Origin of the sequence: Cupriavidus sp. UGS-1 (assembly GCF_021213615.1) — a bacterium.
Taxonomy (GTDB): domain Bacteria; phylum Pseudomonadota; class Gammaproteobacteria; order Burkholderiales; family Burkholderiaceae; genus Cupriavidus.
The window spans coordinates 55,211-70,650 of record NZ_JAJQJF010000010.1; the positions used below are offsets into that span (position 1 = coordinate 55,211).

Annotated in this window: 9 protein-coding genes and 1 pseudogene; 9 read left to right on the plus strand and 1 reads right to left on the minus strand. The window is 68.8% G+C overall.

What is annotated here, in order from left to right; translation table 11 throughout:
* Positions 1–598: 598 nt before the first annotated feature.
* The 9 genes and pseudogenes from LRR16_RS14480 (at position 599) to LRR16_RS14520 (ending at position 14,518) form a co-directional block, all read left to right on the plus strand.
* Positions 599–1,123 (plus strand): PilN domain-containing protein, encoded by a 525-nt coding sequence (locus tag LRR16_RS14480; protein WP_232206314.1) that lies wholly within the window; start codon positions 599–601, stop codon positions 1,121–1,123.
* Entirely contained in the window at positions 1,110–2,249 is a 1,140-nt protein-coding gene (locus tag LRR16_RS14485; protein ID WP_232206315.1) for a pilus assembly protein PilP, read from the plus strand. The genes LRR16_RS14480 and LRR16_RS14485 overlap by 14 nt, the downstream gene beginning before the upstream one ends.
* 119 nt (positions 2,250–2,368) lie before the next feature.
* Positions 2,369–3,733, plus strand: a pseudogene (locus tag LRR16_RS14490) (type IV pilus secretin PilQ); the annotation flags it as partial.
* 187 nt (positions 3,734–3,920) lie between these two features.
* Positions 3,921–4,556, plus strand: a complete 636-nt coding sequence (aroK, locus tag LRR16_RS14495) for a shikimate kinase AroK (RefSeq protein ID WP_023263292.1) — start codon at positions 3,921–3,923, stop codon at positions 4,554–4,556.
* Positions 4,543–5,649 (plus strand): 3-dehydroquinate synthase, encoded by a 1,107-nt coding sequence (gene aroB / locus LRR16_RS14500; RefSeq protein ID WP_064577032.1) that lies wholly within the window; start codon positions 4,543–4,545, stop codon positions 5,647–5,649. Before aroK ends, aroB begins: the two co-directional genes overlap by 14 nt.
* Positions 5,650–5,709: 60 nt before the next feature.
* Positions 5,710–6,846: a deoxyguanosinetriphosphate triphosphohydrolase gene (locus LRR16_RS14505; RefSeq protein ID WP_006578484.1), complete on the plus strand. Its 1,137-nt coding sequence runs from the start codon at positions 5,710–5,712 to the stop codon at positions 6,844–6,846.
* 244 nt (positions 6,847–7,090) lie between these two features.
* On the plus strand, positions 7,091–7,807 hold the full coding sequence (locus LRR16_RS14510) for a transposase (protein ID WP_232206316.1): 717 nt from the start codon (positions 7,091–7,093) through the stop codon (positions 7,805–7,807).
* A gap of 303 nt (positions 7,808–8,110) precedes the next feature.
* Complete coding sequence (locus tag LRR16_RS14515; RefSeq protein ID WP_006578486.1) at positions 8,111–12,916, plus strand: glutamate synthase-related protein; 4,806 nt, start codon at positions 8,111–8,113, stop codon at positions 12,914–12,916.
* 138 nt (positions 12,917–13,054) lie between these two features.
* Positions 13,055–14,518, plus strand: coding sequence for a glutamate synthase subunit beta (locus tag LRR16_RS14520; protein WP_064577030.1), 1,464 nt, complete (start codon positions 13,055–13,057; stop codon positions 14,516–14,518).
* Positions 14,519–14,724: 206 nt separating this feature from the next.
* On the opposite strand, the gene LRR16_RS14525 is transcribed toward LRR16_RS14520, so the two are convergent.
* Positions 14,725–15,249, minus strand: a complete 525-nt coding sequence (locus LRR16_RS14525) for a GNAT family N-acetyltransferase (protein ID WP_232206317.1) — start codon at positions 15,247–15,249, stop codon at positions 14,725–14,727.
* Positions 15,250–15,440: the final 191 nt, after the last annotated feature.

The following is a 15,440-nucleotide window of genomic DNA, read 5'->3' on the forward strand; positions in this document are numbered from 1 at the left end:
GCGTTCGCGGCTCCCGGGCGGGTAGTGCCGTGGCGGGCGCATCCATGCTGTTACAAGATGTAAGGCCAAAAATCGTCGCCGCTGATACCAGTATGGGCGCCCGCGGCCCAAGCGCAATCGCGCCGTGACTTGCGAAAACTGGCTCGATGGGCATGGCGTCGCATTGCCGGTGCCGTGTCCGGCTGCCGAGAATCGGTCCATCGGCGCGGCCTCGATCGTGGCGCGGATCGCGGTGTCGGCGACGGGCGGGCAGGCAAGCGGCGGGGCGGCAGGGTGGCGGCGAGTAGGCGGTGACTTGGCGGCGGCAGGATCGGCGGTCAGCAGGGAAAGCGCCGGTTAGAGCCGCGTTCGGGCCGCCGAGTTCAACGCCGCGCCGGACCAGGGGATCGACGAAGGGGCTCGACGGATGGAAAGGAGCATACCGGGGCAGCGGGTTTGGCGGCGGGGATCGGGTCGCGCGGCGCGGATTGCAGGTCTGGCATGTCGTCGTGCACGTCGTCTCGCCCGTCATCTGGCGCGGCGGGCTGGTTCATTGCGGCCGGGATGGCGTGCCGCTGCCGGCGTTGCCGGCGCTGCCGTGCTGTTGGGTGGCTATGGCGTGGATCGGCGTATCGCGGCCGTCGAGGTCGAGAACCGCGCGCTGGCCGAGCGGGCCCGCCAATGGGAAGCGCCGGCGCGCGACGCCGCCCGGCTGCGGCAGGAGATCGACGTGGCGAGCCGGCGCGGCCGCGCGCTCGATGCGCTGCTGCGGAATCGCGTCCGGCCCGCGCAACTGCTCGATGCGCTGGCCCGCCTTGTGCCGCCAGGCGTCCATCTTGGCGCCGTCAGCCAGCAGGACGACACGGTGACGATCGAAGGCGTGGCGCGCCGTCACGAGCGCGTGGCGGCATTGCTGCGCGCGTTCGAGCCGCTGCCGTGGCTGGCGCGGGCCGAACTGATCGAGTCCCGGGCGGCATCTTCCGCGGCGGGCGCGGCTGGCACAGCGGACGATGCGGCGGCGGGATTCGCGTTCTCGGTCCGGCTGGTCTATCGCCCGGCCGACACCACCGGCACGGGCAGCACGGTCGGCGCTTCCTCGCCAACGTCGTCGCAGCCGCACGGGAGTGTGGATGGTCCCGCATGAAGACGATGAGCTGCCGCCGGCCTCGGCGTCCTGGCTCGGCCACGCGGCGCAAGGCGATGCCGGCGCGCTGCGCGGGTTTCCCGCCTGGCCGCCGCTGTGGCCGATGCTGGTCGCGTGCGCCGTGCTGGCGGCGGGATGGCAGTGGCATTGGCGCGACAAGCTGGCCTTGCTCGACAGCCGGCGGGCCGAGCAAGCCGCGCTGCGCCATTCCGCCGCGCGACAGGCGGCCGAGGCGGCGAGCGCCGAGCCGACGCGGCGGCGCCTGGCCGAGCTGACGCAGGCGCTGGCGATGCGCGAGCGCCATCTGCCCAATCATGGCGGTGTCGACGAGCTGCTGGTCACGTTGAGCACGCTCGCCACCGCCCGGGGCCTGCGGATCGCGCTGTTCCAGCCGCAGCCCGTGGCGGCGGGCGAGGACTTCGCCCGGATTCCGCTGAAGCTGCGCGTCGACGGCGGCTATCGCGAAATCACGGCCTGGCTGGCCGATATCGCGGCCCTGCCGAGGCTGGTGACGCTGCAGTCGATGCAGCTGGCGGCCGGCAAGGGCGGCAGCCAGGGCGGCGGGCTGACGATGGAGGCGGTCGCGCTGGCCTACCGCGCGCTCGATGCGGCCGAACGCGAGGCGCAGCAGCGGGCGGCGCGCACACCGCGCGGGAAAGCCGCGGCCCAGGCCGTGCCGCCGGTGGCATGGACTCCCACGCCGCCGGACTCGCCACCTCTCTTGCCTCTGCTCGACGCGAACCATGCCGGCGACACTGACCCGGCGGCGGCGGACCCCTTCGCCTACGCGCGGCTGCTTGCGCCGCTATTCGCGCCGCCGGACGATTGGCTCGCCGATCGGCGTCAGGCGCGGGCGCGCGAGCCGCTCGAGGCGTATGCGCTGGAGCAGATGCGGATGGTCGGCAGCCTGCACGGCGCGGGCCGCGCCTACGGCCTGGTGCGGGTCGATGGCGTGGGCGCGGACGGCCTGGTCGCGGCGCTGCAGGTCGGACAGCGTGTGGGGCGCCACGATGGCGTCGTGATGCGCATTGAACGGGACGAGATCGTGCTGCGCGAGCGCGTCTGGAACGGAGAGGATCGATGGATCGAAACGACGTCCCGCCTAGCGCTCGATGCGCCGGCGTGATCGCGCGCCTGCTGAGGGAGCTGACGCCGCGGATGGCGGTCGCGCTGGCGTTGGCCATGCCATGGGCGATTCCGCTGCGCGCGCTGGCCGTGCCCACGGTCGAGGCGCCGGCGGCCGACGCCGCGCCTTCGCCCACCCGCGAGCGCCTGTCCCTGAATTTTCAGCGCGTCGATGTCCGCGCGCTGCTGCAGGTCTTCGCCGACTTCACCGATCTGAACGTGGTCGCCAGCGACAGCGTGCAGGGCAATCTGACGCTGCGGCTCAAGGACGTGCCGTGGGAGCAGGCGCTGCGCATCGTGCTCGATGCCAAGGGACTGGCGTCGCGGCGCGACGGCAATGTGCTGTGGGTCGCGCCGCGCGCCGAGCTCGCGGCGCGGGACAGGCAGGAGCTGGAGGCCCGGCAGCAACTGGCCGACCTGGAGCCGGTCGGCAGCCAGGTGTTCCAGCTGAACTATCAGCGTGCGGACGATGTCCGCCGGCTGCTGCTCGGCAGCGGATCCATGGCGCCGGCGGCGAGCGCGGGGCCATACGGCGGTTCGCAAGGGCACGGCGCATCGGCGGGCGCCTCCCCGCTGCGGCTGCTGTCCCGCCGCGGCAGCCTGACCGCCGACGCGCGCACCAACCAGCTGTTCGTCGCGGACCTGCCCGAACGGCTGCAGCAGATCGCCGCCTTCCTGGCCCGCATCGACGTGCCGGTGCGCCAGGTCATCATCGAGGCCCGCATCGTCGAGGCCGACGACAAGTTCAGCCGCAATCTGGGCGTCAAGCTGAGCTTTGCCGCGCAATACGGGCGCGGCCGCGTCGCCGATACCCTGTCCGACGTGATTCCCGGCGCGGCCGGCGAACCCGGCCCCTTGCTCAGCCTGCCGGCCGGCGCGCTGCATGGCGCCGATCCGGGCCACCTGGCGGTCAGCCTGTTCAACAGCGCGGCCAGCCGTTTCGTCGCGCTGGAGCTGTCGGCGCTGGAGGCCGACGGCAAGGGCAAGATCGTGTCTAGCCCGCGCGTGGTCACCACCAACAACATCAAGGCACTGATCGAGCAGGGCACCGAGTTGCCGTACCAGGCGGCCACCTCCAGCGGCGCGACCTCGGTGCAGTTCCGCAAGGCCAATCTGAAGCTGGAGGTGACGCCGCAGATCACGCCCGAGGGCCAGGTGCTGCTCGACGTCGACGTCAGCAAGGACAGCGTCGGCGTGCAGACGACGCAGGGCTTCGCGATCGATACCAGGCACGTGCAGACCCAGGTGCTGCTCGAGAACGGCGGCACGGCGGTGATCGGCGGCATCTATACGCGCGCCGAGCGCGGCGACGCCGCCAAGGTGCCGCTGCTGGGCGATATCCCGGTGCTCGGCCGGTTGTTCGGCAGCCGCGCGGTCTGGCGCGACCGCACCGAGCTGCTGGTCTTCCTGACGCCGCGCATCCTGCATGATGCCGGCGCGCCGGGCCGCGGCCATTCACGCGACCCGCCCGGCGCGATGCAGTAGACTGAGGCCCGCAATGCAGCGTCGGCGCTGGCCTGCGGCAGGAGCTGGCGATATTCGCCGGCGATTCGCCGCTGGAGCGGGCCGCGCGGCTGCACGGGTCTTGCCCCGCCGGGCCCGACATAAGAAGATGATGCCGTTTCCAACCCGCGAGCCGCCTGCAGAGCGCCGATCGGCTCGCCGCGAATCCGTGACCGCTTCCCGTCCGAACCTTTTTTTCGTCGGCCTGATGGGCGCCGGCAAGACCACTGTCGGCCGCACCGTGGCCCGCCGCATCGGCTATTCCTTCTTCGATTCCGACCATGAGATCGAGGCGCGCTGCGGCGTTCGCATCCCGGTGATCTTCGATCACGAAGGGGAGAGCGGCTTTCGCGACCGCGAGGCGCAGATGATCGACGAGCTGACGCAGCGCCAGGGCATCGTGCTGGCGACAGGCGGCGGCGCGGTGCTGCGGCCCGAGAACCGCAGCCGGCTGAAGGCGCGCGGCACCGTGGTCTACCTGCGCGCCAGCCCGCACGACCTGTGGCTGCGCACGCGGCACGACCGCAACCGGCCGCTGCTGCAGACGCAGGACCCGAAGGCGCGCCTGGAGGCGCTGTATGCCGAGCGCGATCCGCTCTATCGCGAGGTCGCCGATTTCGTCATCGAGACCGGCAAGCCCTCGGTAGCCCAGCTTGCTAATATGGTGCTGATGCAACTCGAGATGTCCGGCTGGATCGCCGCGGCGGCCGGCGGCAACGATCCCCGCAACGATGTTCCCGACGATGCCCGCAGCGATGCCGGCATCGAGCCGGCCCAAGATACCAAGACCGATGATCACGCTTGAAGTCGACCTGGGAGAGCGCAGCTATCCCATCCATATCGGCGCGGACCTGCTGGACCGCGCCGATCTGCTGGCCCCCCATATCCGTGGCCGCCACGCCGTCATTGTCACCAACGAGACCGTCGGTCCCCTGTACGCGGCGCGCGTCGAAGCCACGCTGGCCGGTCTCGGCAAGATCGTGCGCACGGTGACGCTGCCCGACGGCGAGTCCTTCAAGCACTGGCAGACGCTGAACCTGATCTTCGATGCGCTGCTCGGCGCCGGCGCCGACCGCAAGACCACGCTGATCGCGCTCGGCGGCGGCGTGGTGGGCGACATGACCGGGTTTGCCGCGGCCTGCTACATGCGCGGCGTACCGTTCGTGCAGATGCCGACCACGCTGCTGGCCCAGGTCGATTCGTCGGTGGGGGGCAAGACCGGCATCAACCATCCGCTCGGCAAGAACATGATCGGCGCCTTCCACCAGCCGCAGGCGGTGATCGCCGATATCGGCACGCTGAAGACGCTGCCCCCGCGCGAACTGGCCGCGGGCCTGGCCGAGGTCATCAAGCATGGCGCGATCGCCGACGCCGACTACTTCGGCTGGATCGAGCAGCATATCGGCGCGCTCAACGCCTGCGATGCCGACATGATGGCGCTGGCCGTGCAGCGCTCCTGCGAGATCAAGGCCGCGGTGGTGGCCGCCGACGAGCGCGAGGGCGGCATCCGCGCCACGCTCAATTTCGGCCATACCTTCGGCCATGCAATCGAGGCCGGCATGGGCTATGGCGAGTGGCTGCACGGCGAGGCGGTCGGCTGCGGCATGGTGATGGCCGCGGACCTGTCGCTGCGGCTGGGCTTCATCGACATCGAGACGCGCTCGCGCATCGAGCGGCTGGTGGCCGCCGCGATGCTGCCGGTCGTCGCGCCCGATCTCGGCGTGGACCGCTACATCGAACTGATGAAGGTCGACAAGAAGGCCGAAGCCGGCCAGATCAAGTTCATCCTGCTGAAGAAGCTCGGCGAGGCCTTGATCACCAGCGTGCCCGATGCCGACCTGCGCGCCACGCTGCAGCACGCCGTATTGAAACGTCCCGTCGAGGCACCGGTCGCGTAAGCGGTCGGCCATGCCTCGCAACCCTCAGACGATGCCCGCATCGCCCAACCGGATTGCCGCATGACCGATCTCGAAAGCCATCTCGCTCCCTATGCCGCGCACTCGGCGCAGTCGCGCGGGCGTGTCCATGTCGAACCGGCGTCGTCCTCGCGCAGCGAGTTCCAGCGCGACCGCGACCGCGTGATCCACAGCACCGCGTTCCGCCGGCTCGAATACAAGACGCAGGTCTTCGTCAATCACGAGGGCGACCTGTTTCGCACGCGGCTGACGCACAGCCTCGAGGTAGCGCAGATTGCCCGCTCGATCGCCCGCAACCTGCGGCTGAACGAGGACCTGGTCGAGGCGATCTCGCTGGCGCACGACCTCGGCCATACGCCGTTCGGCCACGCGGGCCAGGATGCGCTGAACGCCTGCATGAAGAACCACGGCGGCTTCGAGCACAACCTGCAGAGCCTGCTGGTGGTGGACGAGCTGGAGGAGCGCTACGGCGGCTTCAACGGCCTGAACCTGACGTTCGAGACGCGCGAGGGCATCCTGAAGCATTGCTCGCGCGTCAACGCCGCCGCGCTGGGCGAGCTGGGGCGGCGCTTCCTCGAGGGCACGCAGCCGTCGCTGGAGGCGCAGCTGGCCAACCTGGCCGACGAGATCGCCTACAACAACCACGACATCGACGACGGGCTGCGCTCGGGGCTGCTGACGCTCGAGCAGATGGACGAGGTGCCGATGTGGGGCCGTCACCGCGCCGAGGTCATCGCGGCCTATCCGGGCATCAACGGCCGCCGGCTGATCAACGAGACGGTCCGCCGGATGATCAACACGCTGATCGTCGACCTGATCGAGACGACTCGCCGCAATATCGCCGCCGCGCGCCCGGCCGATATCGACGCGGTGCGCGCCGCCGGGCCGCTGGTCGCCTTCAGCCCGACGGTCAGGGAGGAGGCGCAGGCGCTCAAGCGCTTCCTGTTCCGCCATCTGTACCGCCACTATCTGGTGATGCGGATGTCGGCCAAGGCCCAGCGCATCATCGGCGACCTGTTCGAAGCCTTCATGGGCGACCCGCGCCTGCTGCCGCCGCAATACCAGGCGGCCCACGGCGGCGATCAGCCGCGGCTGATCGCCCACTACATCGCCGGCATGACCGACCGCTACGCGATCCGCGAGCATCGGCGGATGTTTGCGGTGGGCGAGCAGAACTGAAGCATCAAACGCCCGGTGGGCGGGCAGAATGGAAGCGCCAAACGCCAGCAGGGTTTTCTCCCCTCTCCCGCCAGCGGGAGAGGGGAGCATCCCGGTGGTCCGCCACGTCCCTCTCCCCGCGAGGGGAGGGGAGAAACCCAAGGAGTGGCCATCCTCTCGGCAAACTCTGGGCAAATCGATCGCCGCTGCAAAAAATAGGGACAGATCCGCTATCATCCCGCCATCCCCTCGACACGATGGCGCCATGGCTCGACTTCCCCGCTTCTCTCCGACCGGCCTGCCGGCACTGGTGTTGCAACGTGGCAACAACCGCCAGCCGGTTTTCCTTACCCCAGACGATTACCGCTTTTACCTCGACTGCCTGCGCATGGCCGCGCGCGAGCACGATCTGGCGGTGCACGCCTACGGGCTGCGGCCCAACCATATCCATCTGGTAGCGACGCCCCGGCGCGACGACGCGCTGAGCCTGACGATGCAGGCGGTGGGCCGCCGCTACGCCCGTTACTTCAATCGCGTCGCCGGCCGCACCGGCACGCTGTGGGAAGGGCGCTTCCGCTCCGCGGTGCTGGAGCCCGACGCCTGGCTGCTGCCGGCGATGCTCTATGTCGAAGGCAACGCCGTTCGCGCCGGCGAGGCCAACACGCCGGAGGAGGACCGCTGGAGCAGCCACCGCCATCACGTCGGCCTCGAGGCGAGTCCCTTTGTAAGCGATCACTCCGCCTACTGGGCGCTAGGCAATACCCCGTTCGAGCGCCAGTCGCGCTACCAGTCGCTGGCGGCGGAAGGGTTGTCGTCCTCGGCGCTGGCTGTGCTGCGCAAGCACGCGCACAGCGGCTGGCCGCTCGGCAACGAGGCCTTCCTGCGCGGCCTGGAGCGCCACGCGGACCGGCGCGTGCAGCCGCTGCCGAAGGGCCGGCCGAAGCGCGCACCGGCCGAACCCGATAGGGCGGCGACGTCCTGACAAATTGTCACTTCATGGCCGCCGGACGCCGCCCAGAAATGGTGCAATATTAATGTGTCCCCAATAAATGACCCTCACCAAAATAGGGCATCGGTTAATATGATCTGACCCCGTTTTATTTTTTTGCGGGCCTCAGACGATTCTTTTATATTTGCTCCACCCACATTCATTGTGCGGCGCGTCACGTCCTGTGTACGCCGCTGCGGTCTCCTTCGCTGCCCACCACGTCCGCCCGGACTGCACGCGAACGCCGTTCCGGCCGATGCCACACGAGGCGCGCTGCCCTCACCGGAATCGAAGCCCGTGGACCAATCGCAATTCCCGCCGGCCGAGCAGGCCCAGCAGGCCCAACAGGCGCTGCAGACCCACGCCAGCGCCGAGCGCCCGCAGGCGCAAGGCATGTACGACCCCGCCAACGAGCATGACGCCTGCGGCGTCGGCATGGTCGCCCATATCAAGGGCAAGAAGAGCCACGAGATCATCCTGCAGGGCCTGAAGATCCTGGAGAACCTGGATCACCGGGGCGCGGTGGGCGCGGACCACCTGATGGGCGACGGCGCGGGCATCCTGATCCAGATCCCCGACCAGTTCTATCGCGAGGAAATGGCCAGGCAGGGCGTGACGCTGCCTCCGGCCGGCGAGTACGGCGTGGGCATGATCTTCCTGCCGAAGGAGCACGCCTCGCGGCTGGCCTGCGAACAGGAGCTCGAGCGCACCGTTCGGCTGGAGGGCCAGGTCGTGCTGGGCTGGCGCGACGTGCCGGTCGACGCGGCGATGCCGATGTCGCCGACCGTGCGCAAGACCGAGCCGGTGATCCGCCAGATCTTCATCGGCCGCGGCCGCGACATCATGACGACGGACGCGCTCGAGCGGAAGCTGTACGTGATCCGCAAGACCGCGAGCCACGCGATCCAGGCGCTCAAGCTCAAGCACGGCAAGGAATACTTCGTGCCGTCGATGTCGGCGCGCACCGTGGTCTACAAGGGACTGCTGCTGGCCAACCAGGTCGGCCAGTACTATCGCGACCTGCAGGATGCGCGCGCCGTGTCGGCGCTGGCGCTGGTCCACCAACGCTTCTCGACCAACACGTTCCCGGCCTGGGAACTGGCGCACCCGTACCGGATGGTCGCCCACAACGGCGAAATCAACACCGTCAAGGGCAACGTCAACTGGATCAACGCGCGCACCGGCGCGATCTCGTCGCCGGTGCTGGGCGAGGACCTGCCCAAGCTGTGGCCGCTGATCTATCCGGGCCAGTCCGATACCGCGTCGTTCGACAACTGCCTCGAGCTGCTGACGATGGCCGGCTACCCGCTGGTCCACGCGATGATGATGATGATTCCGGAAGCGTGGGAGCAGCACACGCTGATGGACGACAACCGTCGCGCGTTCTACGAGTACCACGCCGCGATGATGGAGCCGTGGGACGGCCCCGCCGCGATCTGCTTCACCGACGGCCGCCAGATCGGCGCGACGCTGGACCGCAACGGCCTGCGTCCGGCGCGCTTCTACGTGACCGAGGACGACGTCGTGGTGCTGGCCTCCGAGGCCGGCGTGCTGCCGTTCCCCGAGTCGCGCGTGGTGCAGAAGTGGCGCCTGCAGCCGGGCAAGATGTTCCTGATCGATATGGAGCAGGGCCGCATCATCGACGACAAGGAACTGAAGGACAACCTGGCCAACGCCAAGCCGTACAAGAGCTGGATCGATGCCGTGCGCATCAAGCTCGACGAGATCGACGCGAAGCCCGAGGATGTCGCCTCCGAGGCCAAGCCCGCGGCCAAGCTGCTGGACCGCCAGCAGGCGTTCGGCTTCACGCAGGAGGACGTCAAGTTCCTGATGGCGCCGATGGCGCTGTCCGGCGAAGAGGCGACCGGCTCGATGGGCAACGACTCGCCGCTGGCGGTGCTGTCGTCCAAGAACAAGACGCTGTACCACTACTTCAAGCAGCTGTTCGCGCAGGTCACCAACCCGCCGATCGATCCGATCCGCGAGAACATGGTGATGTCGCTGGTGTCCTTCATCGGACCGAAGCCGAACCTGCTGGAGCTGAACAACATCAACCCGCCGATGCGCCTGGAAGTGTCCCAGCCGGTGCTGGACTTCAAGGACATCGCCAAGATCCGCAACATCGAGCACTACACCGGCGGCAAGTTCCGTTCGTACGAGCTCGACATCTGCTATCCGGCCCAGTGGGGCAAGGAAGGCATCGAGGCGCGCCTGGCGTCGCTGTGCGCCGAGGCCGTCGATGCGGTGAAGTCGGGCTACAACATCCTGATCGTGTCGGACCGCCGCGTCGATCCGTCGCACGTCGCGATCCCGGCGCTGCTGGCCACCTCGGCGATCCACCATCACCTGGTGGAGAAGGGCCTGCGCACGTCCACCGGCCTGGTGGTCGAGACCGGCTCGGCGCGGGAGGTCCATCACTTCGCGCTGCTGGCCGGCTACGGCGCCGAGGCGGTGCACCCGTACCTGGCGATGGAGACGCTGGCCGAGATGGCCGGCGGCCTGTCGGGCGACCTGTCGGCCGACAAGGCGATCAAGAACTTCATCAAGGCGATCGGCAAGGGCCTGCAGAAGGTGATGTCCAAGATGGGCATCTCGACCTACATGTCCTACACCGGCGCGCAGATCTTCGAGGCCATCGGCCTGTCGCGCGAGCTGGTGCAGAAGTACTTCCACGGTACTGCGTCGAACGTCGAGGGCATCGGCATCTTCGAGGTCGCCGAGGAGGCCCTGCGCCTGCACCGCGACGCCTTCGGCGACAGCCCGGTGCTGGAGAACATGCTCGACGCCGGCGGCGAATATGCGTTCCGCATCCGCGGCGAAGAGCATATGTGGACCCCGGACTCGATCGCCAAGCTGCAGCACTCGGTGCGCGCCAACGAAGGGCAGGGTGCGTACCAGACCTACAAGGAATACGCGAACCTGATCAACGACCAGAGCCGCCGCCACATGACGCTGCGCGGCCTGTTCGAGTTCAAGGTCGATCCGGCCAAGGCGATCCCGCTGGAGGAAGTCGAGCCGGCCAAGGAAATCGTCAAGCGCTTTGCCACCGGTGCGATGTCGCTCGGCTCGATCTCGACCGAGGCGCACACCACGCTGGCGATCGCGATGAACCGCATCGGCGGCAAGTCGAACACCGGCGAGGGCGGCGAGGACGAGAAGCGCTATCGCAACGAGCTGCGCGGCATTCCGATCAAGAACGGCGACACGCTCAAGAGCCTGCTGGGCGACGACGTGGTCGAGCGCGACATCGAACTGAAGGACGGCGATTCGCTGCGCTCGAAGATCAAGCAGGTCGCCTCGGGCCGGTTCGGCGTGACCGCCGAATACCTGGCGTCGGCCGACCAGATCCAGATCAAGATGGCGCAGGGCGCCAAGCCCGGCGAGGGCGGCCAGTTGCCCGGCCACAAGGTCTCGGACTACATCGGCAAGCTGCGTTATTCGGTGCCGGGCGTCGGCCTGATCTCGCCGCCGCCGCACCACGACATCTATTCGATCGAGGACCTGGCGCAGCTGATCCACGACCTGAAGAACGTCAATCCGCAGGCCGACATCTCGGTCAAGCTGGTCTCCGAAGTGGGCGTGGGCACGGTCGCGGCCGGCGTCGCCAAGGCCAAGGCCGACCACGTGGTGATCGCCGGCCATGACGGCGGCACCGGCGCTTCGCCGTGGTCGTCGATCAAGCACGCCGGCACGCCGTGGGAGCTGGGCCTGGCCGAGACGCAGCAGACGCTGATGCTCAACGGCCTGCGCAACCGCATCCGCGTGCAGGCCGACGGCCAGATGAAGACCGGCCGCGACGTCGTGATCGGCGCGCTGCTGGGCGCGGACGAGTTCGGCTTCGCCACCGCGCCGCTGGTCGCCGAGGGCTGCATCATGATGCGCAAGTGCCATCTGAATACCTGCCCGGTCGGCGTCGCCACGCAGGACCCGGTGCTGCGCGCGAAATTCCAGGGCAAGCCCGAGCACGTCGTCAATTTCTTCTTCTTCGTCGCCGAGGAAGCGCGCGAGATCATGGCGCAGCTGGGCATCCGCACCTTCGACGAGCTGATCGGCCGCGCCGACCTGCTCGACACCCGTGCCGGCATCGAGCACTGGAAGGCGCGCGGCCTGGACTTCTCGCGCATCTTCTATCAGCCGCCGTTCCCGGGCGACCAGCCGCGTTTCCACACCGATACGCAGGACCACGGCCTGGCGCCGGAATCGGGCAAGGCGCTCGACCACGTGCTGATCGCCAAGTCGCGCGCGGCCATCGACAAGGGTGAACGGGTGTCGTTCATCCAGCCGATCAAGAACGTCAACCGGACCGTCGGCGCGATGCTGTCGGGCACGGTGGCGCGGCAGTACGGCCATGAGGGCCTGCCGGACGACACCATCCACATCCAGCTGCAGGGCACCGCGGGCCAGTCGTTCGGCGCGTTCCTCGCGCACGGCATCACGCTGGACCTGGTGGGCGACGCCAACGACTACGTCGGCAAGGGCCTGTCGGGCGGCCGCGTGATCGTGCGCACGCCGCACGAGTTCCGCGGCGATCCGACCCGCAACATCATCGTCGGCAACACCGTGCTGTACGGCGCGATCGCGGGCGAGGCCTTCTTCAACGGCGTCGCGGGCGAGCGCTTCGCGGTGCGCAACTCGGGCGCCGTCGCGGTGGTCGAGGGCACCGGCGACCATGGCTGCGAGTACATGACCGGCGGCACCGTGGTGGTGCTGGGCGCCACCGGCCGCAACTTCGCGGCCGGCATGTCGGGCGGCGTGGCCTACGTCTACGACGAGGACGGCCTGTTCGACAAGCGCTGCAACACCTCGATGGTCGCGCTCGAAGCGGTGCTGGGCGCCGCCGACCAGGAGAAGGGCCAGAGCGCGGCCAGCTGGCACAAGTTCGGCGGCAAGCGCCAGCTGGACGAGGTGATCCTGCGCGGCCTCATCGAGCAGCACTTCCGCTTCACCGGCTCGGAGCGCGCCAAGGCGCTGCTGTCGGACTGGACCACGGCGCGCCGCAAGTTCGTCAAGGTCTTCCCGACCGAGTACAAGCGGGCGCTGGGCGAGATGTACGCCAAGGAACAGGCCGCGCGCGACAGCGACCGCGAGGCGATCGCCGCCTGAGGGCGGGCACCGCAGCCGGGACGGCGCGGGCGGCAACGGTGGCGAATCGCTGCCGCCGCGCGGTCCACCACACCACTATGACCTCACAACGGGGCGCGCGCGTCGCGCTGCGCCCCGAGCACAACCCAAGGAAGCGACATGGGCAAGGCGACTGGCTTTCTCGAATTTCCGCGCCAGAGCGAGAGTTACGAACCGGCACCGAAGCGGGTCCGGCATTACAAGGAATTCGTGTTCCGGCTGAGCGACAACGAAGCCAAGGTGCAGGGCGCGCGCTGCATGGACTGCGGCATCCCGTTCTGCAACAACGGCTGCCCGGTCAACAACATCATCCCGGACTTCAACGACCTGGTGTATCGCCAGGACTGGAAGTCGGCGATCGACGTGCTGCACCAGACCAACAACTTCCCCGAATTCACCGGCCGCATCTGCCCGGCGCCGTGCGAGGCCGCCTGCACGCTCGGCATCAACGAAGACCCGGTCGGCATCAAGTCGATCGAGCGCGCGATCGGCGACAAGGCGTGGGAAGAGGATTGGGTCAAGCCGCAGCCGCCCGCGCACAAGACCGGCAAGACGGTGGCCGTGGTCGGCTCGGGCCCCGCGGGCCTGGCGGCCGCGCAGCAACTCGCGCGCGCCGGCCACGACGTCACCGTATTCGAGAAGAACGACCGCATCGGCGGCCTGCTGCGCTACGGCATCCCCGACTTCAAGCTGGAGAAGGCGCTGATCGACCGCCGCATGGCGCAGATGCAGGCCGAGGGCGTGACCTTCCGCGCCGGCGTGATGGTGACCGACGGCAAGCTGCCGGCCGGCATCAAGAACTACGCGCGCGAAACCATCTCGGCGCAGGAGCTGATGGACCAGTTCGACGCGGTCGTGCTGGCCGGCGGCGCCGAAGTGCCGCGCGATCTGCCGGTGCCGGGGCGCGAGCTGCAGGGCGTGCATTTCGCGCTGGAATTCCTGATTCCGCAGAACAAGGAAGTGGCCGGCGACGGCCCCAACGAGATCCGTGCCGACGGCAAGCACGTGGTGGTGATCGGCGGCGGCGATACCGGCTCGGACTGCGTCGGCACCTCGAACCGCCATGGCGCCGTCTCGGTGACCCAGTTCGAACTGCTGCCGCAGCCGCCGGAAGAGGAGAACAAGCCGCTGGTGTGGCCGTACTGGCCGATCAAGCTGCGCACCTCGTCGTCGCACGAGGAAGGCTGCGAGCGCGACTGGTCGGTGGCGACCAAGGAATTCATCGGCGAGAACGGCAAGGTTACCGCGCTGAAGGCGTGCCGCGTCGAATGGAAGGACGGCCGCATGCAGGAAGTGCCCGACAGCGAGTTCGTGCTAAAGGCCGACCTGGTGCTGCTGGCGATGGGCTTCACCAACCCGGTGGGCTCGATGCTGGAAGCGTTCGGTGTCGACACCGATGCGCGCAAGAACGCCAGGGCGTCGACCGAAGGCGAGCGCGCCTACTTCACCAATGTGCCGAAGGTGTTCGCCGCGGGCGACGTGCGCCGCGGCCAGTCGCTGGTGGTCTGGGCGATCCGCGAAGGCCGCCAGGCCGCACGCTCGGTCGATGCCTTCCTGATGGGGCATTCGGAACTGCCGCGCTGATTGGCGCTGGCGCGGGGGAGGGGCCCGGTTGCCCTCTCCCCGACCCTCTCCCGCAAGCGGGAGAGGGAAAACCCAGCAAGGAGAGGACGAGCGCCACAGGTTCGCCTACGTATCGTCCGCTGTAGGCGTGGCTCCCCTCTCCCGCTTGCGGCAGAGGGGCCGGGGGAGAGGGCAGCGGGCGGATGCCATGCCACCGCCATCCAACCCTACCCGCCGATCTCCCTCCCCATCACCACCGCCCCCTTCCCATAGCGCGACAGCCTGGTCGCCGCTTCCCCCACAAGCGCCACCGGCGCGTAGCCCAGCTGCTGCCACCAGCGCGCCGCGCTCTGGACCGCGATCAGCCGCGAGCAGCGCAGGCCTGCCTGCATCGCATGCTGCCGCGCCTTCGCATAGAGCCGTTTCGCCAGCCCTTGCCCTTGTCCCGCAGGCGCGACCGCCATGTCGTGGATGAACCAGGTCAGGGTATGGTCTGCGGCCCCATCGTGCCGCAGCACGCCGTCGAGCGGCGGCAGCGTCTCGCGCGGCCACGGATGGGTCAGCAGATAGGCGGCAAGCCGTTGCGGCGCATCGGCGTGCGCGGCGACCCAGCATAGCGTCGGCGCCAGCGCCAGCCGGCTGGCCAGCGCGTCGGCCGATTCGATCAGTTCGGGGCGGTAGCACTGCGCCTGCACCGCCAGCACTTCGGGCAGATCGGCCGCCGCCATCGGCCGCAACAGGAAATCGGACATGGCGCGGATTATAGGGCGCCCCGGGGAGGCGTCCGGGCGATACGCCGCGGCACAATGTGCTTCCGGGTTGACCCGGCTATGGTTAACGCGGTTTGTGCTGGCCGTAAGCGGCTTCGTACAATCGTCCCAAGCAAGAACAACGCTGCCTCGCTCACCCCTGTCAGCCAATCCAGGCGCCCGCCAGCGCGGCG